Genomic DNA, 24,903 nt, shown 5'->3' on the forward strand with positions numbered 1-24,903 from the left:
GACAGCCGCATCGTGGCGGATGGAACTGTCCTGGGAGGCAGGGGCGTTGATCGGGATCTCGGACATTCACGCGGCCGCGGAGCGGATCGCCGGACACGTCGTACGCACGCCGACGGTGGAGAGCCCCGGGCTCACCGCACTGCTCGGCGCCCCCGTGACCGCCAAGCTCGAACTGCTGCAGCGCACCGGTTCCTTCAAGGCGCGGGGTGCGACGGCACGGCTGCTCACGCTCGGCGAGCGGGAGCGGACCGCGGGGGTGGTGGCGGTCAGCGGCGGCAACCACGGAATCGCGCTCGCCGTCATGGCCGCCGCGCTGGAGGTGAAGGCGACGGTCGTGATGCCGCGGACCGCGCCCGCGCGATCGGTCGAGATCGTGGAGTCGGCGGGCGCCTCGCTGCATCTGACGGACGGGATGGACGAGGCGTTCGCGCTCACCGGACGGTTGCGGGGCGAAGGGCTCACTCTTGTGCACCCGTTCGACGACCCGGAGGTGATCGCCGGACAGGGCACCGTCGGCCTCGAGTTCGCCGAGGACGCGGGCGAGTTGACCGATGTTCTGGTGAGCGTCGGGGGCGGCGGGCTGATCACGGGCGTGGCGGCGGCGCTGCACGCCCTGCGGCGCGGTATCCGGGTATGGGGGGTGGAGACGGAGGGTGCGGAGGCCATGTCCCGCGCGCTGGCAGCGGGCGGTCCGGTACCGGTCGAGCTGTCCTCGGTCGTGACCACGCTCAGCGCACCGTCGGTCTCCCAGCTGACGTACGACCATGCGTCGACCCTGGTCACCGAGGTCCTGGTGGTATCGGACCGGGACGCGGTCCGCGGCAGTCTGGAACTGGCCGAGCACGCCGGGGTGTGGACGGAACCCGCCGCGGGCTGTCTGCTCCCCGCGGCCCGGCAGGTGCGGGAGCGTGTCGGTGACGAAGCCCGGCTGGGTCTGGTGGTCTGCGGCCGCAACGCGACCGTCGCGGACATCGTGGGATGGGCCGACCGCTTCGGGCTGCGCTGACCGGGAACACGGCAGGATGCCCCCTCGACGGTCGAGGACACGGGGTGTGTCCGCTGCGGCGGAACGGTGGCCCCCGACGGCGTCTGCCGGCACTGCGGCGCGGCGCAGCCCGCGTTCCGCGCCGCATCGGTCCTGGCCGCACGGCTGCGGGAGGACGCTGTGCCGCCGGCGACGCTCCAGGAGGCGGCCGTTCGTGCGGGCCGGGCGGTGAGCGCCCTGGCCTCGTCCGAGGAGGACACCCCCGCCCTGCGCGTTTGTCGCCGGTGCCGCCGGGCGTCCGGAGCGCCTGGGCCGGTGACCTCCGGGCCTGCCGGCTGCCCGAAGAGGGAACGGGCATGACGCTGACCGACGACATCGGCCGGCACGACGCGCCGACTGCCCGGCTGGGCGCCGACACCGGGCCGGCGACTCCACAGATCCGGGACTGCCGGCCCCCTCATGGCCGGTCGTCCGCTGCTCTGCACCGACGGACTGTGACGGTATCCGCCCGATGCCGCCCGGCTTCGGGCGGCCCCGGGACGCCACGACCCCGAAGCGCGCACCGACGCCCGCGCACCGGTCGGCCACACAATGGAGGCGGGCTGCCGGGCCGACGTCACCGCCGCCGTCATCCGCGTGGTGCCGAGCCCTCCCGGGAGGTGAGGGGCGCCCGACGGCGGCGCAGCGGGCCGCCGTTCAGGGGGGTCGTGTGCCAACGGGCCATGAAGGTGCCGTCGTCCAGTGCGCAGTGCACCGTCAGACGATGCGGCGTCTCCAGGAAGACGACGTCGATGTGCAGGGTGCCCGGGGCCGTCCAGCCGCCGCTCACCGCCGTGGGGACCTTGCCCTCGTCGACGGCCCATCCCGAGTCGGGAAGGCGCAGGGCGAGTCGCTCCTCCCCCTCCACGAGCGCAACCGTCCAGGCGCCGTCCGCCTCGGTGACCTCGACCTCCGTCAGCGTCGGCTGGTCCGCCGAGCGGCCGCCCAAGGGGGTGAAACGGGCGTCGCGCCAGGGTCCGGGGCCGGCCGGCGGCCGGGGGTCCGCTGCCACCGGTGGCAGCGCCAGCCGGTCGAGGCGTTCCTGGAGCGCCTTGTCCTCCTCGGCGCGGTCGGCGAGCGGGGCGGGACCGAGGGCGGGCAGCAGATGACGCCACATCGCGTCGAGGAGTTTCTGCGTCTGCTCGGTCGCCGCGGTCGTCGCGATGACGGTGTCGTGCTCGGGCAGGACGACGCAGAACTGACCGTACGCCCCGTCGCCCCGGTACCCGTGCCGTGACATCCAGAACTGGAAGCCGTAGCCCTGCTGCCAGTCCGAGGCGGCGCCCTCGGCCGTCCCGTCGGCGTTGGAGATGTGCGACCGGGACGCCTGCGCCACCCAGGAGGACGGCAGCAGTCGCCTGCCCTCCCAGACGCCGTCCTGCAGGTACAGCAGCCCCAGCCGGGCGATCGCGTCCGTGGTGGCGTGCAGTCCGCTGAACCCGAGGTCCCGGCCGCGCGGATGCTGGATCCAGGAGAACTCGCCGATGCCCAGCGGATCGAGGATCCTCGGACGCAGGTATTCGGTCAACGACTGGCCGGACAGCCGCTGCACGAGCGCGGCCAGCGTGTAGGTCGTGGGCTGGTTGTACGCGAAGACGGTACCGGGATCGCGGTCCGGGGGGATCAGCAGGAAGCCACGCACGGGTTCGGCGCGGTCGCGCCCGAAGGCCTCGGCGTCGGTCTCGGCGAGGTGCCCGCTGGCCATGGAGGCGATGTGCCGGACCAGCATGGCGCGGCTGCGCGGGTCGGTGATGTCCGCCTGGAACTCCGGGAAGTACGAGACGACGGGCGCGTCGAGATCGAGCAGTCCTTCGGCGACGGCCACTCCGGCCGCCGTCGAGGTGAAGCTCTTGCTGAGGGAGTACAGCAGGTGGAGGCGTCCGGCGGTGTACGGTGCCCACCAGCCCGAGGCGACCAGGTGACCGTGGCGCAGGATCATGAGGCTGTGGGGCTCGATGTCGGAAGCCGTCTCGACGGCATCGAGGAACCCCTGGATCCCGCAGGCGTCCACCCCCTGCTCGGCGGGGGTACTGACGGGCAATGGGCGGGTCCTCATGCGGCTGGCCTCCTGAAACGCAGCGGTTCGCTGTACGCGCCATCCTTCCGCCGGGGCCCCGGCCTGTCCATGGTGAGGATCGGTGTCGCGGCGCCGGAAACCAACTCGGCCACGACGTCGGGCGGTTGACGGTGCACCGCCATAATGATCGGGTGATCGACTCTTCCCCCACGCCCTTCCCCCCATCCGGTCAGCACGTCCCCGTCGTCATAGTCGGCGCGGGCCCCGCCGGGCTGGCCCTCGCCAACGTCCTGCGGAGCGCCTGCGTCGACTGCGTCGTCCTCGAGGCCGAGAGCAGGCAGTTCATCGAACAACGGCCCCGGGCCGGGTTCATCGAGGAATGGGCGGTGCGCGCGCTGGAGCGCCACGGTCTGGCCGCACGTCTGCTGGAACGGGCGCAGACGCACACGGAGTGCGAGTTCCGCATCGGCGGCGAGCGGTTCAGGTTCGGCTACACGCGGGTGTCCGGCCACCGCCACTTCGTCTATCCTCAGCCGCTGCTCGTCACGGATCTGGTCCGGGAGTACGCGGACACCAAGGGCGGTGACATCCGGTTCGGCGTTCGGGACGTGGAGTTGCACGACGTCGACGGCGAGACGCCCTCGGTGTCGTACACGGACCCCGACTCGGGCGAGCGCCGCCGGATCACCTGCGAGGTGATCGCCGGCTGCGACGGCGCCCGCGGCGTGACCCGGGCCTCGCTGCCGCCCGGGCGCGCACACACGGCGCGGCTCGACTACGGCGTGGGCTGGCTGGCTCTGCTCGCGCAGGCGCCGCCGTCGTCGGACTGCGTGGTCTTCGGGGTCCATCCCCGCGGTTTCGCCGCGCACATGGCCCGCAGCCCGCAGGTCACGCGGTACTACCTCGAGTGCCCGCCGGGCGACGACGCCGGGAACTGGCCCCACGAGCGGGTCTGGTCCGAACTGCGCGCACGGCTGTCCGTGGCGGGTGCCGCACCGCTGACCGAGGGGCGGTTGATCGAGAAGCGCGTGCTGGACATGCACAACTACGTGGTGCAGCCCATGACGTACGGAAGGCTGTTCCTCGCGGGCGACGCCGCCCACCTGGTGGCACCGATCGCTGCGAAGGGCATGAACCTGGCCCTGTACGACGCGCTGACACTCGCCGACGCCCTCATCGCGTACTTCCGCGAGGGCGACGCCGGCGGGCTGCGCGGCTACTCCGCCGCCTGTCTGCGCCGGGTGTGGGAGTACCAGGAGTTCTCCGAGTGGTTCGCGGAGCTGCTGCACGGACCGTCCTCGCAGGACCCCTTCCGGGCCGGCAACGCCGGCGCCCGGCTGCGGCGGCTGTTCGACTCCCCCGTCGCGGCGGCCGCGTTCGCCGAGTCGTACATCGGCGCGGGTGGCGACAGTAACCGTGGGTAACCTACTGACGGGTAGTCAAGAGTCGCGTTTTCGCACGTACAGGCGGACGAGAGCGCGGCCGGGAAAATCCCGCCGTGGAAATCGCCATCCTTTGAACACCCACCGTCACGTCCGCCGTACAACCGGGAAACGGAGAGTCCGGTGCGCAGCGAAGGATGACGATGGACCACGGGCAGCTCCACACACAAGAGTTGATCGCCGGGCGGTACCGGGCGCTCGCGGCCGTCCACGACGAGGAGGGACGGTCCGTCTGGGTCGGTGAGGACGTGGAGTCCGGGCGGCCGGTGTCGCTCACCGGGTCGCGCCTGGCACCCGTTCGGCCCGAGGACACCGTGCGGCGCACCGTCGCCCGGATCCTGCGCGAGTCGGGGGCCATGGAACTGCTGTGTCCCGGCCGGGTCGCCGTGGTCCTCGACGTCGTCGAGGACCACGGTGTCCTGTGGACCGTGACGGAGCGGATCGACGGCACGCCTCTGGGGGTGATCCTGGCCCGCGGCCCCCTCGACCACGTGTGGGCCGCCAGGATCGGCCTCGGCATCCTCGATGTGCTGGAGGCCGCCCACCGCCGCGGGGCGACCCATGGAGACCTGAGCCCCGGCCAGGTGTTCGTGCAGGAGGGCGGCACCGTCGTGGTGACGGGCTTCGGGCTGATCGGCGCGTCCGTCACCCAGCGGGTCACCGCCCCCTCCTACGTCGCTCCCGAGCAGGCCCGCGGATCGAGCGCGGGACCGGCGGCGGACCAGTGGGCCCTCGGAGCGCTCTTGTACGCGATGGTGGAGGGCCGCGCGCCGGTCAAGGACCGGGGGACGGTCGAATCCACACTGCGCGCGGTCGACCGGCTGCCGTTTCGCCACCCGGTGAACGCCGGTCCGCTCGCTCCGGCCGTCACCGGACTGCTGCGCCGCGACGCCCTGGAACGGGTGCCGGAACCGGCGGTGCGTGCCTCGCTGACACGCGTCCTGAACGAGGAACCGGACGAGCCCACGCACGAGACGCCGCTGCCGCGTCTTCGGGACGCGTGGCCGTTCGTCCACCGAGCGGGGCCGGCAGGGAGCGGACCGTCGGTGCGCCGCTCGGTGCTGGTGGGCGCCGGCCTTGTGGTCGCGGCCTCCGTGGCCCTCCTCGTCGCGGCGGGCCGACCGGACGGCGGCGGCACATCGGCGGCCGGTACCGGTCCGTCACGTTCCGGGGTGCCCGCGCCGCCTGCCGATCCGACGGGCGGGGGCACCGATCGTCAGACACCGCCCTCGTCCGGCACCACCGGTGACCCGAACGTGGGCTTCGGCCGCCATGTGGCTCCGGAGGGCTTCTCCGTCAGTCTGCCGCAGGGATGGCAACGCGTCCGTACGGAGAGCGCCGCCGAGGACACCTACCGGGTGACGTTCGGTGCGAGCGGTGATCCGCGCACACTGACGGTCACCTCCGGCGTGCGCCTCGCTCCGGACCCGGTGGCCGTCTGGCAGAGCCTGGAGCCGTCCCTGAAGGGCACCTACGCCGGCTACGCACGGCTGGGCGACATCAGGCCCGTCATCTACCAGGGCCACAAGGGTGCGGACATGGAGTGGCTGTCCACGGTGGACGGGGTCCGCGTGCACACCTTCGGCCGCGGCTTCCTCGTCGGCGACGGCCGCGGCTTCTCCCTGCGCTGGACCACCCCCGCCGCCGACGCCGGTCAAGCGGTCGATCAGCAGGCACTGAAGGTCTTCCTGCGGACCTTCCGCCCGACGGGGTCGTGACGGTGCGCCGGACGTCACGCGTGTCCCGCCGTTCTGCGGCCCGGTCCGCGCCCCCGTGCGGACCGGACCACAGAAGTCATGAGGGCCGCGGTGCCGATCACCGATGAGGCCCGATCGGCATTTCACCCACGGCTCTCCGGGGCGCGGCGCTCCCCCGCGCGCCCGGCGAGCCACAGTGCGACCGCCTCCGCGATCGGCTGACCCGTCTCCAGTTCGACGAAGCCGAACTGCCCTGCCTGGTTGCACTCGAGGAACCACCACAGCCCGTCCTCGTCCTCCGCGAAGTCGAAGGCCGCATAGGCGAGTCCGGACAACGCCAGGTACTCCTGCACGGACTTCACGATGCGGTCGGGCACCGGCGTGGTCTGCCATGCGTGCCCTGTGTCGCCGTACCGTCCGTCGACCTGTCCGGGTGCCGACCTCTTGCGGGCGCCGAACAGCCGGGGCCCCACACAGGTCAACCGGATGTCGGCGCTCTTGGAAACGTAGCGCTGCAGCAGCGCGGGACCGGCCGCGACGGTGGAGAAGTCGGCGCCGGGTCCGACGAGCGTGGTCGGCAGGGCCGACGCGGGGTCGCCGGGCGGCGGCCCCGAGGCCGACTTCACGACCACGTCCCGGTACTCCTCGGCGAACTGCTGGGCCACCCGCGGGGCGGTGGTGATGACGGTCGGCGGCACGGCGAAGCCGCTGAGGTGGGCGATCCGCAACTGCCACGGCTTGTACCGGGCCTGGTCGGCGTTGCGAGGGTGGTTCATCCACCGTGTCGGGGCGGAGTACAGCATGCCGTACAGGGCCTGCCGCGTCTCGGCGGTCAGCCATGACGAGGACTCGCTCGCATGCGCTGCCGGCTCGCCCGGCCGGCGCACCCATACCGAACGCAGGCCCCGCATGCTCAGGACCTGTCCGTTGACCGACAGATGGCCGTCGAAGTCGCCATGGGCGTAGTCGGCGGACAGCACCGCCTTGCCGGGGACGTCCGCGGGATCGAGGCGCATCACGGGCACGCTGCCCAGATGCAGCTCCGCCACCACCATGTCGGCGGTCACGTCCTGCTCCGATGTGAGGATGAGTACCGTCATCCGGGTACCGCCGTCAGTCGTCGAAATGGGTCTGTGAACCGGCGGTCGACGTCGTCGTGCCGGCCGCCAGCAGCAGCTCGCGGTCGCTCACGGCGGGACGGCCGTCGGAAAGCACGTTCAACTGCATCGAGGAGTCGTAGCGGTACGGCGTCACCACAGCGGGAAGCACCCGGGGCCGGGCGTAGTTGAGGGTGAACGGTCGCACGGGAAACCTCCGCGTTTTTCGGCATGCCTCGTCCCAGACCTTTACGTCTTCCTGGCGTAAGGAATTCACTACTTTCCGCCACATCAGGGTGAAGGTCGTCACATTGCCCGGAGACAACCGCACGGCGCCGAGTGACGTCCCTACAAGCCGGACACACGCTGTCAGTGCCCTCGGCAACAATGCGAACCGAAGATCATCCGCCCCTCCCCGGCCGGACGCCGCCGCCCGTGCCCCGAAAGGCTGACCGCCCATGACGCGCCCTCGGCTCAGTGCCCGTGCCGCCGACGTGCTGCGCCTGATCACGAACCAGCACGAGCCGGTCTTCCTCACGGTGCACGCCAACGGGCGGCGCCGTTGGGGCCGCTGGCAGTCCGACGGGCGTCCGGTGGCGCTGCCCACGGAGGAGTGCGACGCGCTGCACGCGGCGGGCCGGATCGTGCTCGGTGACCCGGTGGTCGACCGGGCCAAGACGACCTACCGGGTACGCGCCGCCGCACGCGCGACATACCGCACGGCAGCGTCGTTCCTGACGGCATGACGGACGGGGCCGGGGTGCGGAGGTGCACCCCCGGCGTTGCGTCGGTGCCGCGTCAGCGGTCACACCCCTCGCCGGCACCGTCCCCTGCGCGCCCGGGCAACGGTGGCCGCTCCGGGGGGAGTTGCTCACCGGTCGTCGCCATGATGTGAGCGCTCCTGACGACTGCGGGCAGTTCTTCGCGGTGCAGGCCGGCGCCGACGGGCAGTTCCTGGACGGGCGGTTCCTGAGGGGAACCGCACTCGTCCGGCCCGGCCCGGCAAGGGAATTCGGTCGAGGGCCCGGCCGGCTCGTGGCAGCATGTGCGGCATGACGACAACGCGAAAGGCCCATGCCGCGTAGACGGCCGGGGCACATCCGAGCCGCCCTTCCCCGGCGGCCCCGGAACGGCGACACAAGGGCGGTCATCGACGGTCTGTCACAGCGTGCGCTGTCCGAGATCGCCCGCCTCGAGCACACCTGGAACCATCTGCAACCAGGAGACGTCACCAGGGCCGTTCACGCATGGAGGGCCTACGTCAAGCTCCCACTGCGCCGGCTGTGGCTCGACCACGAGTCGGGCGATGTGCACGGGGACTGCTGCGGCAACCCCCTGGAATCCCGCGCTCTCCTGGAGATCGTGCTGCAGGCCATGTCATCTCGTGGCGCGCGCGAGCTCCGCGCCGTCGTCCGAAGGTACGACGACGTGTGGAACGCCCGCGCTCCGTCGCTACCCGCCGACGGCCGATGACGGTCGGTCGAGGGCCGACCGGCCGGGGACGCGCCGCCGGCCGGTCTCCCCCACGCACCTACCAGCGGCTCTCGACCTGCTCCTTGATCCGCCGGTCGTAGAGGTCCTGGATCGCGTCCAGGGTGTCCTGCGGAAGTGCGGGAAGCTTGGCGACGGTCGCGTTGGCACGGGCCTGGTCCGCCGAGCGCGCGCCCGGGATCACCGTGGTCACGCCGGGCTGCTGGACGACCCAGGCCAGCGCAAGCTGGGCCGGGGTGAAGCCCTCCGGGGCGAGCGCGGCGAACTCCGCCGCCGCCTCCACACCGGTGGCGAAGTCGACGCCGGAGAACGTCTCGCCCTGGTCGAAGGCTTCACCGTGCCGGTTGTAGGAGCGGTGGTCGTTCGCGGCGAAGACCGTGTCCTTCGTGTACTTCCCGGACAGCAGACCGGAGGCCAGCGGCACCCGGGCGATGATGCCCACGCCGGCCCGCTGGGCGGCCGGGAGGACCTCCCGCAGCGGCTTCATCCGGAAGGGGTTGAGGATGATCTGCACGCTCGCCACGTTCGGCCGGGCGATCGCGGTCAGCGCCTCGTCACAGGTCTCCACGCTCACGCCGTACGCGGCGATGCGGCCCTCCTCGACCAGGGTGTCGAGGGCGTCGTAGACCTCGTCGGAGGAGTACACGGGCGTCGGCGGGCAGTGCAGCTGCACCAGGTCGATACGGTCGACGCCGAGGTTGCGCCGGGAGCGGTCGTTCCAGGCGCGGAAGTTGTCCAGGACGTAGTTCTGGGGGATCTGGTCCAGGCGGCGGCCCATCTTGGTCGCCACCAGCACATGCAGATCGGGCCTGCCCAGCAGGAAAGCGGCGATGGTCTGCTCGCTGCGCCCGTCGCCGTACACGTCCGCGGTGTCGAAGAAGGTCACGCCGGACTCCGCCGCCGCCTCCAGCACCTCGTGGGCGTCCTTGTCGTCGACGTCGCCCCAGTCCGCGCCCAACTGCCATGTGCCGAGGCCGATGACCGACGCGTGCTGCCCCGACCTGCCGAATTCTCGCTCTTCCATGCGGCCAGTCTGTCATCCGCACCCGCCGGTGCCGCGAACGCCCCGTCCTGCGCGCCGCGGCTTCGAGCGACCACCGGCCGGGGCGAGCGGGCCGCGAGGCACGCGGACTAGATTGGTGGCCGCCGACCGAGGAGAAGCCCGCCCATGCCCGCCCGCCCCCGCCTTCTGTACGTGACCGATCTGTCCTACCCGGCCCGCGGCCGGCGTTACTGCGACGAGGACATCGCCCTCACCTCCCGGCTGCGCGCGGACTTCGACATCGCCCTGTGCCATCCCCTGGCGGCCGCGGCGCTGATGGACGGCTTCGACGCCGTCGTGGTGCGCAACAGCGGGCCGGTGCTGCACTACCGGGCGGCGTACGACGATTTCCGCGCGCGGGCCCTGGCGCGCGGCGCGCGTGTGTACAACCCGCTCACCGGCCGGGCGGACATGGCCGGCAAGCAGTACCTGCTCGACCTGACCGGGGCCGGACACCCGGTCATACCCACGGTCGACCGGCCCGAGGACCTTCGGCGGCTGCCCACGAGCGACCTGTACGCGGTCAAGCCCAAGGCGGGAGCGGACTCCATCGGCCTCGACTTCGTGCCGTGGGACCGGCTGCGCGACCTGGCCTGGGGCGACGTCCTGGTGCAGCCGCGGATCGACTTCCGCTACGAGGTCTCGTTCTACTACGTGGACGACGCCTTCCAGTACGCCCTCCACGCTCCCGACCCCGAGCGGCGCTGGGTCCTCGAACCCTACGAGCCGACGGAGGCCGACCTCTCCTTCGCCCGGGGTTTCATCGACTGGAACACCCTGGACCACGGCGTCCAGCGCGTCGACGCCTGCCGCACCCGGGACGGCGACCTCCTGCTGGTCGAGTTGGAGGACCTGAACCCGTATCTCTCCCTTGACCGGGTGCCCGAGGCGACCCGCGAGTCCTTCGCCGTGGCGATGACGGCCTCGCTGCAGCGGTTCCTGCGGGCCCGGCCGGTCTGACCTCTCCGGCCGCCCGTTCATGCGGCGGCGGTGCACCGGTTCGGGCGGCTCGCTCGGCCCGGGACGGCGCCGCCCCGGACGCGTCAGGTGCCGAGCAGTCTGCGCAGCCAGTTCTCCCTGGCCGCACGTGCCTCGCGGGAGAGGGATGCCTTCGGCGCGAGGCCGTCGAAGCCGTGGAACCCGCCCGGCCACACATGGAGTTCGGCACGTCCGCCCGCCTGCCAGATCCGGGCCGCATAGGCGACGTCCTCGTCCCGGAAGGTCTCCGCGGAACCGACGTCGATGAAGGCGGGCGGCAGGCCGGACAGATCGGTGGCGCGGGCCGGTGCGGCATAGGGCGACACATCGGGGCCACCGCGGGCGTCGCCCAGCAGCGCACCCCAGGCGGTCTCGTTCGCCGTGCGGTCCCAGACGCCGTGCCCCGCCATCTGCCGGGCGGAACAGGAGTCGTTGCGGTCGTCGAGCATGGGGCACAGCAGCATCTGGCCGAAGACGGCCGGGCCGCCGCGGTCCCTGGCGAGCAGGGCCAGTGCCGCGGTGAGTCCGCCGCCCGCGCTTCCCCCGGCCACGACGATCCGCTCCGGGTCGACGCCGAGTCCCCTCGCGTTCTCGGCCGTCCACACCAGACCGGCGTAGCAGTCCTCGACCGGGGCGGGGTGCGGGTGCTCCGGGGCGAGGCGGTACTCCACGGAGACCACGACGAGCCCCAGTTCCTCGGACAGGTCGAGCATCTCGTCGACGCCCATTCTGTTGTTCCCGGTGATCATGCCCCCGCCGTGCATGTGGTAGACGGCGGGCAGCGGACCGCCCGCGTGTGCCGGCCGGCACACGAGCAGGGAGACGTCCGGCGCCCCGGGCGGTCCCGGCACCGTCCGCTCCTCGATCTCGAAGACCCCGCCGCGGCCCAGGTCCTCGTCCGTGGGTGGCGGCACGACCAGACCCGCGCGGATCTCCGGGATCGCCTCGGGCGGGAAGCCCGGCGGCAGGCGGTCGGCGATCGGCTCCAGAACCGCCGCCAGCTCGGGGTCGAGGGGCGGCGGCGGACACGGGGCGTCGTGGTCCGCGGCGGTCCGGGAGGTGGTCGGCCGGGTGGTCAGGGCTGCTCCCTCGGGTCGGGGCCGCTCCGTGCGACCTGTACGTCGATGAGTGCCGGCAGGGCCCCGGCACCACCGCCCACCGGCGGTCGGCCCCGGTACGCGTCCTCGTTCCGGCCCCGGGTCCCGGCAAGCCTTCCTTCTGTCCGCCCCGGGCGAGGTTCAGTCCCTGCCCCGGCTCTCCAGCCGCAGCTCGACGTCGACCTCCTGGTCTCCGGCGACCACGCCCAGTTGGTGGACGACGAACATCTCGTCCAGGGCGTGGCGCAGCCGCTCCACCGCGCGGGGCTCACCCTGCAGTTCGGCCTTGACCGGACCCGACAGGGACGGCGGCGGGGCCGGCTGCTCGGGCGTACCCGGGACGCCCGAGGTGTCGAACGTCCCGGTCCACATGGTGGGCCGGGATCCCGCGGTCTCGTGGGGCGTGTCCTCGGCCCTGCGGTCCGAGGAGAAATGCCGGCACAGTTCGGCGAACAGGCTCCCGGCGTCCGACGCCGAACAGCCGCTGACCACCACTTCGACCTGTGGTGCGTGCGCTACGGGCGAGTTCACGGCCGCTCCTCTCATCAGGTGACCGACGCGGGTACCCACCCCCGATACCCCCATGCACGACGGTACGGCCGAAGCGGCGGCCCCGCCTGTCGGCCGTGCCTGTCGCGATCTGACCGGTAAGGGCCCTGGTCAGCGCCTTCCGTGAGCTATGTTGAAGGTTCTCGGGACACACAGGAGGAGGTCCGGTGTCATCGCCCCAGCAGGCACGTGCGCAGGCGTCTGCGATCACTGCGGGCAAGACGGCCCCGGAGGCCGACGCTGCACCGACGTCCCAGCTCAGGGAGTTGTTCGATGGTCCGCGGCTGTCCCCCGGGCACCGCCGGATCGCCCAGTACCTGATCGAGCACATCACCGAGGCCGCCTTCCTGTCGATCACGGACCTGGCCGAGCGGGTGGGCGTCAGCCAGCCGTCGGTGACGCGTTTCGCCACCGCCGTCGGCTTCAGCGGTTACCCCGCGTTGCGGGAGAAGCTGCAGACCATCGCCCTGAGCGCGCTGGGCAGCCCGGGCACCCCCGCCGAGCACCGCGGCAACGAGCTGCAGGCGGCCGTGGACGGCGAGATCGAGAACCTCGAGAACCTGCGCAGGGACTTCGCCGACCCGGACGAGGTGATCCGTGTCGGCCGCGCGCTGTCGGAGTCGACGCCCCTGACCGTGCTGGGCCTGAGGATCTCCGGTTCGCTCGCCGAGTACTTCGCGTACGGGGCGCGGCGCATCCACCCGGACGTGCGCCTGGTGACACGCGGCGGCAGCGTGGCCTACGACTCGCTGCTGCAGTCCCGGGAGGCCGGCGGGACCTGGGTGCTGGCCTTCGGGATGCCCCGGCACGCCCAGGAGACGCTGACCGCGGTGCGGGTCGCGCGCGGCGCGGGGCTCAAGGTCGCCCTGATCACGGATCTGGGGCTGGGTCCGCTCGCCGACGAGGCCGACGTCGTCTTCGCGACGGGCACCGGTTCGCGTCTGGTCTTCGACTCCTACGCCGCCCCCGGTGTGATGGCCGCGGCCCTTCTGCAGGCCATGACGGACGCCGATCCGGAACGGACACAGGCGCGGCTCGAGGAATACGAGCAGATCGCCGAACAGCACCAGTTCTTCGTCAGGGACTGACACCCGGGCCGGAGTCAGCCCGGGGAACGCGGAACGCCGGTCCGGCCCCGCTGCCCCTTGTTCATCACCGGCCCGTCGGGAACGACCCACACCCTCCGAACCGGAGGCGACGGCACGCGGGATGTTTCACCACAAACCCCGGATGAATTTTTCCATGTCCTTGCGTATCACACGGTATATATAAATACTTCTCGCGGATCGCGACCCGGATCTCCGGGTCGCGCCGTACGGACACCCACCGCCGTCCGCTCCTGCCCACGGGCGTCGGGTGCCCGGCCGGGCCCCGCTGCGCGGGCGTCCATGGCGGCGACTCCGGACATCCCCTGGTCAGGAGCCGCCCCCGAAGTCGCCGCACCGACCCGAGCCGACGTGACCCGGAAGCGAAGACCATGGCCTTGACGACGTACTCGCCGATCAGCTCGGACTGGCCGTGCCAGGTCAAGACGCCCGGCAGCTACGACTGGGAGCGATCGGCCGTCAAGTGGCTGCGCGAGCTCGTGCCCGCGCGCTACGCCGGCTATCCGGCGCTGATCCGCCACCCCGTCCTGCTCGCCCGGCACGCCCGGATCCAGGTCCAGCACGAGATGCGGGTGGCCCGGACGGCGCTGCAGACGGCCCGCGTGGAACTGCCCGCGCTCGGTCTGCCCGAGGCGGTCATCGAACACACCATCAGGCTGTACGCCGCCGAGGTCATGCAGCTCCAGCACATCGCACGCAGCGTGCGGGCGGTGAGCATGGCGTTGCTGCAGAGCAGCGCGGCAGGCGCCGGCCACTGACGACGAGGCGCACGGCCTCTTCTTCCGCGACCGGACGGCCCGTTCGGACGAGCGCGGGCACTGTCCGCCGCGAAGCCGGGCATCCGTATGATCAGGACGACTCCTACGGATGCCCGGAGAGCTGCACATGGACTCCTCGACCTGGACTGTGATCGCCGTCGTCGCGGTCCTCGCCGCCGCCTTGCTGGGCTTGGCGCTCGCGGTGCTGCTGCGGCTGGTCCGCACCCGCCGCGACCTTCGTCGCGCCGGGCTGCCGACCGGTCCCCGATGGGTCTTCTGGGGCGCGGTCCTGTATCTCGTGCTGCCGACCGATCTGCTGCCCGACCCGGTTTATCTGGACGACATCGGCGTGCTGCTGCTGGCCCTCAGGTCGATGCGCTCCGCCCTGCCGGTACGGGAACCCGGGCGCGGCGACGGCGCGTTGTCCGACTGACGGGTGCCGGTCCGCACGGCCGCGCCCGCCACGGCGGCGGAACGGACGAGCGGACGGCACCATGAACGAACTGGTTCCCGGCGGCAATCTGCCCCTGCCGGAGGGCTCCCTGACGATCGGAGTGCCGGGCCCGTTCGATGTCTCGGCGATCGTCACCGACGCCGGCGGAAAGGTGCGCGGCGACGCCGATTTCGTCTTCTACAACCAGCCGTCCGCGCCCGGTGTCCGGTTGGCCGGCGGGGAACTCACCGTGCACCCGCACGCATTGCGGGCCGGAGCCGAGCGCGTCACCGTGATCGTCAGCCCGGCCGACCCGGCCGTGCACCTCGGATCGCTGCCCGCCCCGACGCTGCACGTCAGCGGCGCCGCCGGCCGCGCGGTCGCCCGTTTCACCCCGCAGCGCGCGCAGCGGGAGACCGTTCTGCTGCTCGCCGAGCTCTACCGGCGGGGCACGGTCTGGAAGCTCCGCGCGCTGGGGCAGGGGTATGCGGACGGACTGGCGGGCGTGGCCCGGGACTTCGGGGTGGACGTGCTGGAGGACACGGCCGTGGCTGCAGCGCGCACCCCGGCACGGGTGCCCGCACCCGACCGCCGCCCCGGCCCGGGCACACCGGCGCCCGAGGGCTACCTGGTCCTCGTCAATGCCGCGCGCGCCGGTGCGGGTTCACGTCCCGTCGGACTCGACGCGCGGCTCACCGCGGCGGCGCAGGCGCACGCCGCCGGTATGGCCGCTCGTGGCGCACTCGCCGCCGAGAGCGCGGACGGCACCTCCCTGCACCAGCGGATCACCGCGAGCGGCTACACCTATCTGACGGTCGGTGAGCACCTTGTGTCCGGACCGCGCACCCCGGCCGAGTTCGTGGAGTACTGCCTCGGCGACGAGAGGTCGCGCCGGACCCTGTGCGCACCCGGGTTCACCGACGCCGGGGTGGCCTGTGTCGCCGGGCTGCGCTCGAACGACATGTACTGGACGGCGCTGTGGGCCAGTCCCCTCACAGCCGCCGGACTGGCCCGCACGGCCGACGAGGTGCTCGCACTGACCAACGCCGAACGGGCCGCCGCAGGGCTTCCTCCACTGGCCGCGGATCCCCGGCTCACGGCCGCGGCCCAGGCGCACAGCGCCGACATGGTGACCCGCGACTTCTACGCGCACACCTCGCCCGAGGGCCGCGAGCCCTGGGACCGGGCCGCCGCGGCGGGCTCTCGGCACCGCGCGGTGGGCGAGAACATCGCCTGCGGACAGCGCTCCCCCACCGAGGTCGTCCGCGGGTGGATGAACAGCCCGGGGCACCGCGCCAACATCCTCAAGCCGGCCTTCACCCACCTGGGCGTCGGCTTTGCGGGCGGCGGCCGGGCGGGGACGTACTGGACGCAGCTCTTCGGCGGCTGACCCCCTCGACCGCTCCTTCGCCGGGGCCACGTCCGTCGCGCCGCCGCATCCCGCGGTCCCACGCGGCGTTGCCTGCACCGAGGGACGGGAAGACGGCCCCGCTCGTGCGTTCCCCGTGCCCGTGGGTCTTGAGGTCTTCGGCCGGCACCGCTACATGCTGAGGTACCCGAGCGGATTGCGAGGCGGTACGGTGTCGGACTTCTCCAGCAGGACGGGCGCGGCGCTCGTGGCGGGCGGAACGGGAGGCATCGGTGCGGTGCTCGTCGGTCTCCTGGCCGAGCGGGGCAGCGAGGTGGCGTTCACCTATCGCACTCACGACGAGCGGGCGGCGGCACTCGTCGACGAGGTCGAGAAGCGGGGGCGCCGCTGTCTGGCCCTCCGAGTGGACCTGACCGAGGAATTGCCCACGGCGCGAGCGGTGGACGAGGTCGCGGACGCTTTCGGCGGCATCCACACACTGGTCCACGCGGCGGGCCCGCATGTGCCGATGGTCCATCTGAGCCGGGTCACGCCTGCCCGGTACCGCGCCCAACTGGAGGCGGACGCCATGGCGTTCTTCCATCTGGTCCATCCTGCCCTGCCGAGGCTGCGGGAGAGCCGGGGCAGCATCGTCGCGGTCACCACGGTGGCCACCCGCCGGTTCCCGGTGCGCGACGGTCTGTCGGCCGGTACGAAAGGCGCGGTCGAGGCCGTCGCACGGGCGCTGGCCGCCGAGGAGGGCCGGTACGGCGTGCGCGTCAACTGCGTGGCACCCGGCATGCTGACGGACGGTAACGCGGCACGGCTGATCGCGGACGGCGAACTCGACGAGGCGGCGCTCGACGTCACCCGGCACAACATCCCGATGCGCCGCTTCGGTACCGCGCTCGATGTCGCGGAAGCGGTCGCGTTCCTCGCCTCGGACCGGGCCGGGTTCATCACCGGGCAGGCGCTGGGGATCGACGGCGGGTACAGCGTCTGATCCGGCGCAGCAGCATGAACCGGCGTGCACCGGCCGGGTCGTGGGCCGGAGCCCCTGTTCAGGCCAACGGCAGCGGCGGCCGCGCCACCGGCTCCGGGCCGCCTCGGGCGGGCTCGGTCCGCCAGAGGGCCCGCAGGGCGAAGATGACCGTGATCAACAGGGCCCAGGAGGCCCATTTCGTCACGGAGACCGGTTCCCAGCCGTGCGATTGGGACGGGTATCGCCAGGCCCCGAGATACGTGGCGATGTTCTCGGCCAGCCACAGAAAGAAGCCGACCAGTGTGAAGGACAGCGCGAGCGGCATCCGATGGCGTCGGCTGCCGACGGTGAAGTGCATCCAGGTCCCGCTCGTCGCGAGCAGCAGCAGGGCGCCGAGCACCCAGCGCAGATCGGGCAGCCAGTGCTGCGTGAGGAAGTTGGCATACAGCAGAACGGCCAGCACGGTGGTGCTGCGGGCCCGGTAGCCGGTGAGGGACAGGTCGAGCAATCGCCAGGTGCGGCAGCCGTAGCTGCCGACCGCGGCGTACATGAAACCTCCGTACAGCGGCACGCCGGCGATCTTGGTCAGCGCGGGCTCGGGATAGCTCCACGACCCCATGTGCACCTTGACCAGCTCGAAGACGAGTCCAAGGACATGGCAGACGGCGACGAACGCCACCTCACGCCGGGTCTCCCACCCCAGCAGGTGGCAGACACAAGTGAGCAGCACCCCGTAGGCCAGCAGCAGGTCGTAGCGTGCCACAGGCAGCGGCGGCAGCAGCTTCGCGACCGCCATACCGGCGAACAACGCGACCGCGACGGCGCAGCAACGCGCCTGAAGCCGGCCGAACAACGCCAACTGCCCGACGAACACCCCGGTCCCATGCCTGATCCTGTGCATGTCCCTGTAGACCATGGGCCGGCGCCGGCGGTTGCCGATGCCGCGTCTTTCGGCACGAGCGGTCGCTCACCGTGCCGTCGTCCCGGCCCGGTGAGCGGCCGCTTCCGGCTCCCTCAGTTCTGTGCGGTGCCCGCGCCGTTGGGCCGCCGGTGCAGCGGCTGTTCCGGTGCGGGGCGGGGGCTGAGGCGAGGGATGTCGCGGGTGTGCGGCTTGTCCGCGTCCACCGTGAGCGGTTGGCCGTGGTGGTGGATCCCCAGCGGCTCCCCCTCGACCAGTGTGTACGTGGCCTCTCTGCTGCGGATGTCCACCCGCAGCCGGCGCCCTCGCAGCTCCAGGGTGAAGGCGAGACGGCCGAACCGCTCCGGCAGGCGTGGCGCGAACTCGATCCTCTCCCCGTGGTGGCGCATGCCGCCGAAGCCCGCGACGAGCGCCATCCAGGTGCCGGCAAGGGATGCGATGTGCAGACCGTCCCGGGTGTTGTGCTCCAGGTCCTGCAGATCCATCAGTGCGGCTTCGTGCAGATAGTCGTAGGCGAGGGACAGATGGCCCGCCTCGGCGGCGACGACCGCCTGGCAGCAGGCGGACAGTGACGAGTCCCGCACGGTGAGGGGTTCGTAGTACGCGAAGTTGCGTGCCTTGTGCTCGGCGTCGAAGTACGGGCTGCAGGTGTACATCGCCAGCACCAGGTCAGCCTGTTTGACCACCTGTTTGCGGTACAGGTCGAAGTAGGGGAAGTTCAGCAGCAGCGGGTACTGGTCGGGGCGGGTCGCGGCGAAGTCCCACCGCTGGTAGCGGGTGAATCCGGCATGCTGCTCGTGCACGCCCAGCTCGTGGTTGTACGGCACGTGCATCGCCTCGGCCGCGTCGCGCCAGGCCGCGCTCTCCTCCTCGTCGACGGCCAGCTCCTCGGCCCTGCGGGGGTGGCGCTCCACCGCGTCGGCGGCCGCCAGCAGGTTCGCGCGGGCCATCAGGTTCGTGTACGTGTTGTCGTCGGCGACCGCGCTGTACTCGTCCGGGCCGGTCACCCCGTCGATGTGGAACGTGCCGTGATGGTCGTGATGTCCGAGGGAACGCCACAACCGGGCTGTTTCCACCAGCAGTTCGACCCCGGTGTCGCGTGCGAACCGATCGTCGCCGGTCGCCGCGACATAGCGGACGACGGCATCCGCTATGTCGGCGTTCACATGGAACGCGGCGGTGCCGGCGGGCCAGTACGCCGAACCCTCCGAGCCCTCGATGGTCCGCCAGGGGAACGCCGCACCGCGCAGCCCCAGTTGCACGGCGCGCTCCCGGGCGGCAGGCAGTGTGCTCTGCCGCCATCGCAGGGCCTCGGCGACCGCGTCGGGCGAGGTGTACGTGAGCAACGGCAGCACGAACATCTCGGTGTCCCAGAAGGCGTGGCCGTCGTAACCGGAGCCGGTCAGGCCCTTGGCGGGTATCGCGCGCTGCTCGGCCCGGGCCCCGGCCTGCAGGACGTGGAACAGGCCGAAGCGGACCGCCTGCTGGATCTGCTCGTCGCCGTCGACCTCGACGTCCGAGCGCGCCCAGAAGTCGTCCAGGTAGAGGCGCTGTTCGTCGAGCAGACCGGACCAGCCGGCGCTCATGGCGGCGGCCAGCGCCGCGTCCACCTGATCGCTGATGGCGGGCAGCGAGCGCGCACCGGACCAGCCGTACGAGACGAACTTCTCCACACACAGCCGCTCGCCCTCCCGCAGCGGGGAGGCCACGGTGAGGCGGGCCAGGTCACCGGTCGCCTCGCTCTGCGTCGTGGTCCGCCCGGGGCCTGTGACGACGTGGTCGGCCGCTGCCCCGATCCTGAGGCCGCTCCTGCGCGTACGGTGCACCAGCCTCAGCCTTCCGTCCTCGGCGAAGTGCTCCTCCGTCTCCAGCGGCGAGTCCAGGACCACGGCGGCGCGCGGATCGCCTTCGCGCGCGGGCAGTTGCTCGTTGGCGACCAGTTCGGACTGCACGACGATGCGGGCCGGACCGCCGACGGCCTCCACCTCGTAGGCGACCGCGGCGATCGCGCGCTGGGTGAAGGAGACGAGCCGGGTGGAGCGCACCCGGACCGTCGTGCCGGCCGGTGAGGTCCACTCGCAGGTCCGGGTGAGCGTCCCGGCCCGCAGATCGAGCACTCGCTCGTGGGAGCGCAGCAGCCCGTACCGCAGATCGAAGGGCTCGTCGTCCACCAGCAGACGGATGATCTTGCCGTTCGTGACGTTGATGACCGTCTGCCCGGACTCCGGATAGCCGTACCCCGCCTCCGCGTACGGCAGTGGATGCAGCTCGTGGACGCCGTTGAGGTAGGAGCCGGGCAGTCCGTGCGGCTCGCCCTCGTCGAGGTTGCCGCGCCAGCCCACATGCCCGTTGGACAGCGCGAACACGGACTCGCTCTGGGGAAGGACCTCCAGGTGGAGTCCCCGTTCGCGCAGTGTCCAGGGGTCGACGGCATAGGACGCGTGCGTGATCACGAGCGCTCCCCCAGTTCGGCGAGGTCCGTGACGACGACGTCGGCACCGTGGGCGCGCAACGCGTCCGCCTGGCCGACCCGGTCCACTCCGACGACGTACCCGAAGTGGCCCGAGCGCCCGGCGTCCATGCCCGCGAGCGCGTCCTCGAAGACGGCGGCGGACTTGGCCTCGACGCCGAGGTCCCGGGCGGCGGCGAGGAAGGTGTCCGGATGCGGTTTGCCCGGCAGATGCCGCTCGGCGGCGACGATTCCGTCGATACGCACGTCGAAGAGCTGTTCCGCGCCGATCGACCGCAGGATGTCCCGGCAGTTGGTGCTGGAGGAGACGACGGCCGTTCGCAGACCGGCGGCGCGCACGGCCTCGACGTACCTGATCGTGCCGTCGTAGGCGTCGACGCCGCGTGTCCGGATCAGCTCGAGGACCAACTCGTTCTTGCGGTTGCCGAGGCCCTGGACGGTCTCCCTCTCCGGCGGGTCACCGGGACCGCCCTCGGGCAGGTGGATGTCCCGGGAATCCAGGAAAGTGCGCACCCCGTCCGCGCGGGGGCGCCCGTCGACGTACTCGTCGTAGTCGGCGACCTCGTCGAAGGGCCGGAAGGAGTCCCCGTCCCGCCGGTGCAGGAAGTCGTCGAACGTCTGCTTCCACGCGGCCGCGTGGACGACGGCGGTCTTGGTGATGACCCCGTCGAGATCGAAGAGGCAGGCCTGGATGCCGTCCGGAAGACCGAGCTCTGTCATAAGGGCCAGCTTCCCCGAAGTACGCCGGGCAGTGGGTGGCGAGCGCCACATTTCGGCGCCCGCGCACCACGGACGGGCGACGGCGGCGGCACGGACGGCGCGGTGCCGGGGCGCCTCACGAACGTCTGACGCGTTCGCCGCCCCGGCCTCGGCCCAGCTCGTGCAGGTGCTCCAGGGCGTCCATGACCACCGTGCGGTCGTACCAGACCAGCCACTCCCCCGCCTCGCGGCCCAGCATGGCGAGGGTCCGGGACTGGGCCGCCGTCAGCCCCGGGACGGGGTGCTCGAGATGGGCCGACGCCATCCCCACACACGCCCCGGACACCGTCGCCAGCGGCACGCTGTGGCAGGCGCGGCTGCCGGCCCGGAGGATCGCCTCGCGCGCGGGTTCGGTGAACACCGGGTCCGTCTCGACGTCCTCGACGGTGACCTGTGCGACCTTGCGGGCGGCCATCGCACAGGCCGTGCCCTCCTCACCGACATGGCCGAAGAAGTCGACGAAGTCGGCGGAAAGTCCGGTGTGCTTCTCGATGCGCAGACCGCCTTCCGCGCGGTCGACCGTCTGGACGTTGCCCATGCCCGCGTCCATCACGGCGAGCGTCTGGCTGAGCACGGCGCTCAGCATCGCACCCCGGTTCCCGCCCCGGGCCCGGTGGGCGGTGTCGAAGGTGAGCCGAGGCTCGGGCCGCCGGACCCGTCGGGGAAACCACAGCGTCCGGCGCGGGTCCGGGCGCGGGGCGAGCACCAAGGCGCCCGCGAGGACCCGCAGCTTGACGTTGTACTGCTGGGAGGCGCGCTGGAGCAGGGCGAAACCGCTCTCCGCGTCCGGCAGCGCATAACGCTCGCGCAGCAGTCCCTGGGCCTCGGAGATCAGCGGATGGGCCCGCAACCGGGCCCGCAGATGCCGGACCTCGGCCCGCAGACGCTCCAGCTCCGTGTCCTCGTCGTCCTGAGGTGATCGCAAGTCGCTCATCCGACGCCCCGGTCTCCTTCCCCTGCCCTCTCGAGCCGCCGAGCCCGCTCGGGCAGGCACACTGTGCGCGCCTTCCCCGTTCGCCCGCTCGTAATCCGGCGAATCCCCGGACCGCGTGGCCGGGGGTTCGCCGTGCTCGCCATCCGTCGCCGCCTCTGGTCCAATGACGAGGACCAACTCCCCGGCACCGAGCGGCGCACCCACATGAACTTCGACGACCTGCTGAAGCGGGCCGCGTCCCTGGTGGGACCCGGCCGCCGCGCGATCCTCGGCATCACCGGCAGCCCCGGGGCGGGCAAGAGCACGCTCGCCCGGCAGGTGGTGCGGGAACTGAACGGCGACGGACCGCCATGGGTGGCGCACGTGCCCATGGACGGCTTCCACCTGGCCGACGTGGAACTCGACCGCCTGGGCCGCCGCGACCGCAAGGGCGCGCCCGACACCTTCGACGCCGCCGGGTACGCGGCACTGCTCGATCGGCTGCGGACGGAGGACGACGAGACCGTGTACGCGCCGGGTTTCGAGCGCGTGCTGGAACAGCCGATCGCGGGCGCGGTCCCGGTGCTCGCGGCGGTCCGGCTCGTCGTCACGGAGGGCAACTACCTGCTGCTGGACAGCGGTGCCTGGGGGCGGGTCCGTGCACGGCTGGACGAGGTGTGGTTCTGCGAGATCGACGAGGACGAGCGCATCCGGCGACTGGTGGCCCGCCACGAGGAGTTCGGCAAGGACCACGGGACGGCGGTGGCGTGGGTGCTCGGCACCGACCAGCGCAACGCGGACCTGGTGGCGACGACCAGGGACCGTGCGGACCTGATCGTTCCGAGCACGGCGCTGCCCGCGCCGTGCACCCCGACCGGTGCGGCCGAGCCGCTCCGCTGATCCGCGGGCGGGCTCTCACCCGTGCAGTGTCAGTTCCGGATTTCCATGGGCATCGCCGTCGATCCCGCCGACCAGCGCGGTGAACGCCTCGGTCCGTACGGTCAGACCCGGTGCGGCCGCCTCGAAGGCGGGCGTGAACGGGCCCGGCGTGCCGTACCGCACGGCGAAGACGTGCAGGTCCTGCGGTGCACCGGCCACGGGGCCGGCCTCGAGCGCCGAGGAGGACACCAGATGGCGCCAGCCCTCGTCCGGGTCGCCGTAGCCCCGCGGGTCGGCGGCCAGCGCGAAGGCCGCCTGCTCCTGCGTGGTCTGCGTGCGGGTGTCGAAGTGGTCCGGTGCCTGTCCCCATGGGTGGGTGAGGCGCAGGTCGCCCGCGGAGGCCACCTGCGCCTCGGCCGTCCTGCGCACCCGGTCGCCGTCGTCGGCCGCGTACGGCAGCCCGGCGAGCAGGTAGGGCTCTGCGCCGAGCCGTTCCACGGCGACCGTGACCCACAGGCTCGTACCGTCGGTGACGTACAGGGACCGCACATGCCGCAGGACATGGTCGCGGTCGACGACCGGTTTCGTGACCAGTTTGGCCGCCAGGTCCGCGGTGCGGACGTCCCGCACCCGGACCTCGCCCATCGGCCGGCACAGCAGGAATCCGTCGACGACCGGTCCGAAGCCGTGCCGGCGGTCCACCGCGGCCGCCAGGCAGTAGGTGCCCGCGGCCTCGATCAGCGCCGGGGTCATACGGTCGTCGAAGGCGACGGACACGGTGCCCGCGCGCAACTGGTGCCGGGCGACCGCGGTCGAGGGTGTGCGGTGCCAGCGGGTCGGGTCCTGGATCTGCCAGACGAGCATGAAGGCGAAGTGGCCGTCGATGCCGCCGTCCGGATGGACGGCATGCCGTCCCCAGAGGGTGTCGCCCCGGTAGCGGCCAAGGTCCGAGGCGATACGCCGGCTGAAGTAGCGCAGCCCCAGGACGGATTCGAAGCCGGAGTGCTGTTCGCTGTAGCGCGGGCCGCCGATGTCGAAGCCGCCGTTCGTCAGGCGTGCGTCGATGTAGCGGGCCAGTGCCTCACCGTCCCGGGCGAAGACCTCCTCGCCGCTGATCCGGTGCGCCTGGGCGAGGAAGGAGAGGGAGATCGGACCGTAGTTGTTGTCGTACGCGCCACCGTGCTCGGGCGGCAGCAGCGCGCCCCGGTCCCGTACCCGGCGGGCCCGGATTCCGTCGGCGTACAGGGCCAGCGCCCGCGCGCGGACCGGCTCGCCCTCGGCCGACGGCAGGTGCCGGGCGAGCATCAGTCCGCCCACGACGCATCCGATCGCCTGGTTGCCCGCCTGCTGTGGATCGAAGAAGGTCGCCTCGGTCAGCCAGCGCCAGTAGCCGTGTGCCACGGCGAGGAGTTCGGCGCGCTGGGCGCCGTCCAGGAGCCCGTCCGCCGCGTCGAGGACGTTGACCGCCTGGAGCAGTGCCCACACCGTGCTCGGCCAGTCGCCGATGGGGTGGGCCCCCGCTTCGATGACGTAACGGGCGTACGGGAGGCCCGAGTTCCGGACCCTCAGGTTCGGGTAGCCGGGATTGTCCTGTGTGTAGACCCGCTCGCGCAGATGGAAGGACAGGCTGCGGCGCACCGCCTCGGGCACCCGCGGGTCCTGTGTGCGCTGCCATGCGAGCGCGAGCAGCGCGGTGATGCCGAGCGAGGTGTCGCCGACGTCGAGCACGGCACCGGGATGTTCGAGGTTGCCCTCCGGTGTGATGCGCTCCAGAGCCTCCTCGGTGACCTCGGCGAGGACGGTGCCGTACGCCACCGGGGTGTCCGCCAGGTCGTGCAGCGGGCCGCGCTGGTAAGGGAGATGCACGTCGGTGAGCCCTTCATGCCGGAGGTCGCAAGGCCT

The 24,903-nt window shown here is 72.1% G+C and carries 23 protein-coding genes; 12 read left to right on the top strand and 11 right to left on the bottom strand.

Annotation, left to right across the window (positions count from 1 at the left end):
- The first annotated feature begins 46 nt into the window (after positions 1-46).
- Positions 47-1,006, top strand: a complete 960-nt coding sequence (locus tag ACSHXN_RS05270; RefSeq protein ID WP_356110427.1) for a threonine/serine dehydratase — start codon at positions 47-49, stop codon at positions 1,004-1,006.
- 607 nt (positions 1,007-1,613) lie between these two features.
- Here ACSHXN_RS05270 and ACSHXN_RS05275 read toward each other — a convergent pair.
- Positions 1,614-3,080, bottom strand: a complete 1,467-nt coding sequence (locus ACSHXN_RS05275; RefSeq protein WP_438302732.1) for a serine hydrolase — start codon at positions 3,078-3,080, stop codon at positions 1,614-1,616.
- 152 nt (positions 3,081-3,232) lie between these two features.
- Between ACSHXN_RS05275 and ACSHXN_RS05280 the strand changes: the two genes are divergently transcribed.
- Positions 3,233-4,465, top strand: a complete 1,233-nt coding sequence (locus ACSHXN_RS05280) for a 4-hydroxybenzoate 3-monooxygenase (RefSeq protein ID WP_438302733.1) — start codon at positions 3,233-3,235, stop codon at positions 4,463-4,465.
- Between the two features lie 161 nt (positions 4,466-4,626).
- Entirely contained in the window at positions 4,627-6,201 is a 1,575-nt protein-coding gene (locus ACSHXN_RS05285; protein ID WP_355138242.1) for a serine/threonine-protein kinase, read from the top strand.
- A gap of 122 nt (positions 6,202-6,323) precedes the next feature.
- Here ACSHXN_RS05285 and tgmB read toward each other — a convergent pair whose 3' ends face one another.
- Both tgmB and tgmA read right to left on the bottom strand, forming a co-directional pair.
- Positions 6,324-7,280 (bottom strand): ATP-grasp ribosomal peptide maturase, encoded by a 957-nt coding sequence (gene tgmB, locus ACSHXN_RS05290; RefSeq protein WP_438302734.1) that lies wholly within the window; start codon positions 7,278-7,280, stop codon positions 6,324-6,326.
- A 13-nt stretch (positions 7,281-7,293) separates the two neighbouring features.
- Positions 7,294-7,485 carry a putative ATP-grasp-modified RiPP gene (gene tgmA / locus ACSHXN_RS05295; RefSeq protein WP_355800203.1) on the bottom strand — a complete coding sequence of 64 codons (192 nt, stop codon included), beginning with the start codon at positions 7,483-7,485 and terminating at the stop codon, positions 7,294-7,296.
- Between the two features lie 250 nt (positions 7,486-7,735).
- Between tgmA and ACSHXN_RS05300 the strand changes: the two genes are divergently transcribed.
- Together ACSHXN_RS05300 and ACSHXN_RS05305 are read left to right on the top strand one after the other, a co-directional pair.
- Positions 7,736-8,023 carry a hypothetical protein gene (locus ACSHXN_RS05300; RefSeq protein ID WP_355138236.1) on the top strand — a complete coding sequence of 96 codons (288 nt, stop codon included), beginning with the start codon at positions 7,736-7,738 and terminating at the stop codon, positions 8,021-8,023.
- Between the two features lie 328 nt (positions 8,024-8,351).
- Entirely contained in the window at positions 8,352-8,750 is a 399-nt protein-coding gene (locus ACSHXN_RS05305) for a hypothetical protein (RefSeq protein ID WP_356110386.1), read from the top strand.
- Between the two features lie 58 nt (positions 8,751-8,808).
- Here ACSHXN_RS05305 and ACSHXN_RS05310 read toward each other — a convergent pair whose 3' ends face one another.
- Positions 8,809-9,792 (bottom strand): aldo/keto reductase, encoded by a 984-nt coding sequence (locus tag ACSHXN_RS05310; protein WP_383358852.1) that lies wholly within the window; start codon positions 9,790-9,792, stop codon positions 8,809-8,811.
- 144 nt (positions 9,793-9,936) lie between these two features.
- On the opposite strand from ACSHXN_RS05310, the gene ACSHXN_RS05315 reads away from it, so the two are divergent.
- Positions 9,937-10,770 carry a hypothetical protein gene (locus ACSHXN_RS05315; protein WP_355138230.1) on the top strand — a complete coding sequence of 278 codons (834 nt, stop codon included), beginning with the start codon at positions 9,937-9,939 and terminating at the stop codon, positions 10,768-10,770.
- 83 nt (positions 10,771-10,853) lie between these two features.
- Here ACSHXN_RS05315 and ACSHXN_RS05320 read toward each other — a convergent pair whose 3' ends face one another.
- Both ACSHXN_RS05320 and ACSHXN_RS05325 read right to left on the bottom strand, forming a co-directional pair.
- Complete coding sequence (locus ACSHXN_RS05320) at positions 10,854-11,867, bottom strand: alpha/beta hydrolase (protein WP_438306432.1); 1,014 nt, start codon at positions 11,865-11,867, stop codon at positions 10,854-10,856.
- Between the two features lie 159 nt (positions 11,868-12,026).
- Positions 12,027-12,416, bottom strand: a complete 390-nt coding sequence (locus tag ACSHXN_RS05325) for a hypothetical protein (RefSeq protein WP_355138228.1) — start codon at positions 12,414-12,416, stop codon at positions 12,027-12,029.
- A 185-nt stretch (positions 12,417-12,601) separates the two neighbouring features.
- Between ACSHXN_RS05325 and ACSHXN_RS05330 the strand changes: the two genes are divergently transcribed.
- The 5 genes from ACSHXN_RS05330 (at position 12,602) to ACSHXN_RS05350 (ending at position 17,082) form a co-directional block, all read left to right on the top strand.
- Entirely contained in the window at positions 12,602-13,522 is a 921-nt protein-coding gene (locus ACSHXN_RS05330) for a MurR/RpiR family transcriptional regulator (RefSeq protein ID WP_355138226.1), read from the top strand.
- A gap of 389 nt (positions 13,523-13,911) precedes the next feature.
- Entirely contained in the window at positions 13,912-14,298 is a 387-nt protein-coding gene (locus tag ACSHXN_RS05335; RefSeq protein ID WP_355138224.1) for a hypothetical protein, read from the top strand.
- 127 nt (positions 14,299-14,425) lie between these two features.
- Positions 14,426-14,731 (top strand): YkvA family protein, encoded by a 306-nt coding sequence (locus tag ACSHXN_RS05340; protein WP_355138316.1) that lies wholly within the window; start codon positions 14,426-14,428, stop codon positions 14,729-14,731.
- Positions 14,732-14,792: 61 nt separating this feature from the next.
- The gene (locus ACSHXN_RS05345; protein WP_356110390.1) at positions 14,793-16,121 is read left to right on the top strand and encodes a CAP domain-containing protein; all 1,329 of its coding nucleotides are present in this window, start codon (positions 14,793-14,795) and stop codon (positions 16,119-16,121) included.
- 226 nt (positions 16,122-16,347) lie between these two features.
- A complete protein-coding gene (locus tag ACSHXN_RS05350) occupies positions 16,348-17,082 on the top strand; it encodes an SDR family NAD(P)-dependent oxidoreductase (RefSeq protein WP_383358861.1) in 735 nt (244 codons plus the stop codon).
- Between the two features lie 58 nt (positions 17,083-17,140).
- Here the strand turns inward: ACSHXN_RS05350 and ACSHXN_RS05355 are convergent, their stop codons facing one another.
- The 4 genes from ACSHXN_RS05355 to ACSHXN_RS05370 form a co-directional block, all read right to left on the bottom strand.
- Positions 17,141-17,962, bottom strand: a complete 822-nt coding sequence (locus ACSHXN_RS05355) for a DUF817 domain-containing protein (protein ID WP_438302735.1) — start codon at positions 17,960-17,962, stop codon at positions 17,141-17,143.
- A gap of 113 nt (positions 17,963-18,075) precedes the next feature.
- Positions 18,076-20,433, bottom strand: coding sequence for a glycoside hydrolase family 65 protein (locus tag ACSHXN_RS05360; RefSeq protein WP_355138219.1), 2,358 nt, complete (start codon positions 20,431-20,433; stop codon positions 18,076-18,078).
- Positions 20,430-21,170, bottom strand: coding sequence for an HAD family hydrolase (locus ACSHXN_RS05365; protein WP_355138217.1), 741 nt, complete (start codon positions 21,168-21,170; stop codon positions 20,430-20,432). The genes ACSHXN_RS05360 and ACSHXN_RS05365 overlap by 4 nt, the downstream gene beginning before the upstream one ends.
- Positions 21,171-21,285: 115 nt before the next feature.
- Positions 21,286-22,143, bottom strand: a complete 858-nt coding sequence (locus ACSHXN_RS05370; RefSeq protein WP_355138215.1) for an ANTAR domain-containing protein — start codon at positions 22,141-22,143, stop codon at positions 21,286-21,288.
- A 204-nt stretch (positions 22,144-22,347) separates the two neighbouring features.
- Here ACSHXN_RS05370 and ACSHXN_RS05375 point away from each other — a divergent pair, with 204 nt between their 5' ends.
- Complete coding sequence (locus tag ACSHXN_RS05375) at positions 22,348-23,022, top strand: nucleoside/nucleotide kinase family protein (protein ID WP_356110433.1); 675 nt, start codon at positions 22,348-22,350, stop codon at positions 23,020-23,022.
- Between the two features lie 15 nt (positions 23,023-23,037).
- Here ACSHXN_RS05375 and ACSHXN_RS05380 read toward each other — a convergent pair whose 3' ends face one another.
- Positions 23,038-24,867, bottom strand: a complete 1,830-nt coding sequence (locus ACSHXN_RS05380) for a hypothetical protein (RefSeq protein ID WP_438302736.1) — start codon at positions 24,865-24,867, stop codon at positions 23,038-23,040.
- Positions 24,868-24,903 lie beyond the last annotated feature (36 nt).

This window comes from Streptomyces sp. HUAS TT11, assembly GCF_051553595.1.
Lineage (GTDB): Bacteria > Actinomycetota > Actinomycetes > Streptomycetales > Streptomycetaceae > Streptomyces.

What these genes read in the sequence shown, in the direction of transcription:
- ACSHXN_RS05275 (WP_438302732.1), bottom strand. Translation starts at nt 3,080, where the DNA reads ATGAGGACCCGCCCATTGCCCGTCAGTACCCCCGCCGAGCAGGGGGTG.
- ACSHXN_RS05285 (WP_355138242.1), top strand. Translation starts at nt 4,627, where the DNA reads ATGGACCACGGGCAGCTCCACACACAAGAGTTGATCGCCGGGCGGTAC.
- tgmB (WP_438302734.1), bottom strand. Translation starts at nt 7,280, where the DNA reads ATGACGGTACTCATCCTCACATCGGAGCAGGACGTGACCGCCGACATG.
- ACSHXN_RS05300 (WP_355138236.1), top strand. Translation starts at nt 7,736, where the DNA reads ATGACGCGCCCTCGGCTCAGTGCCCGTGCCGCCGACGTGCTGCGCCTG.
- ACSHXN_RS05305 (WP_356110386.1), top strand. Translation starts at nt 8,352, where the DNA reads ATGCCGCGTAGACGGCCGGGGCACATCCGAGCCGCCCTTCCCCGGCGG.
- ACSHXN_RS05310 (WP_383358852.1), bottom strand. Translation starts at nt 9,792, where the DNA reads ATGGAAGAGCGAGAATTCGGCAGGTCGGGGCAGCACGCGTCGGTCATC.
- ACSHXN_RS05315 (WP_355138230.1), top strand. Translation starts at nt 9,937, where the DNA reads ATGCCCGCCCGCCCCCGCCTTCTGTACGTGACCGATCTGTCCTACCCG.
- ACSHXN_RS05335 (WP_355138224.1), top strand. Translation starts at nt 13,912, where the DNA reads ATGGCCTTGACGACGTACTCGCCGATCAGCTCGGACTGGCCGTGCCAG.
- ACSHXN_RS05340 (WP_355138316.1), top strand. Translation starts at nt 14,426, where the DNA reads ATGGACTCCTCGACCTGGACTGTGATCGCCGTCGTCGCGGTCCTCGCC.
- ACSHXN_RS05345 (WP_356110390.1), top strand. Translation starts at nt 14,793, where the DNA reads ATGAACGAACTGGTTCCCGGCGGCAATCTGCCCCTGCCGGAGGGCTCC.
- ACSHXN_RS05355 (WP_438302735.1), bottom strand. Translation starts at nt 17,962, where the DNA reads ATGCACAGGATCAGGCATGGGACCGGGGTGTTCGTCGGGCAGTTGGCG.
- ACSHXN_RS05365 (WP_355138217.1), bottom strand. Translation starts at nt 21,170, where the DNA reads ATGACAGAGCTCGGTCTTCCGGACGGCATCCAGGCCTGCCTCTTCGAT.
- ACSHXN_RS05370 (WP_355138215.1), bottom strand. Translation starts at nt 22,143, where the DNA reads ATGAGCGACTTGCGATCACCTCAGGACGACGAGGACACGGAGCTGGAG.
- ACSHXN_RS05375 (WP_356110433.1), top strand. Translation starts at nt 22,348, where the DNA reads ATGAACTTCGACGACCTGCTGAAGCGGGCCGCGTCCCTGGTGGGACCC.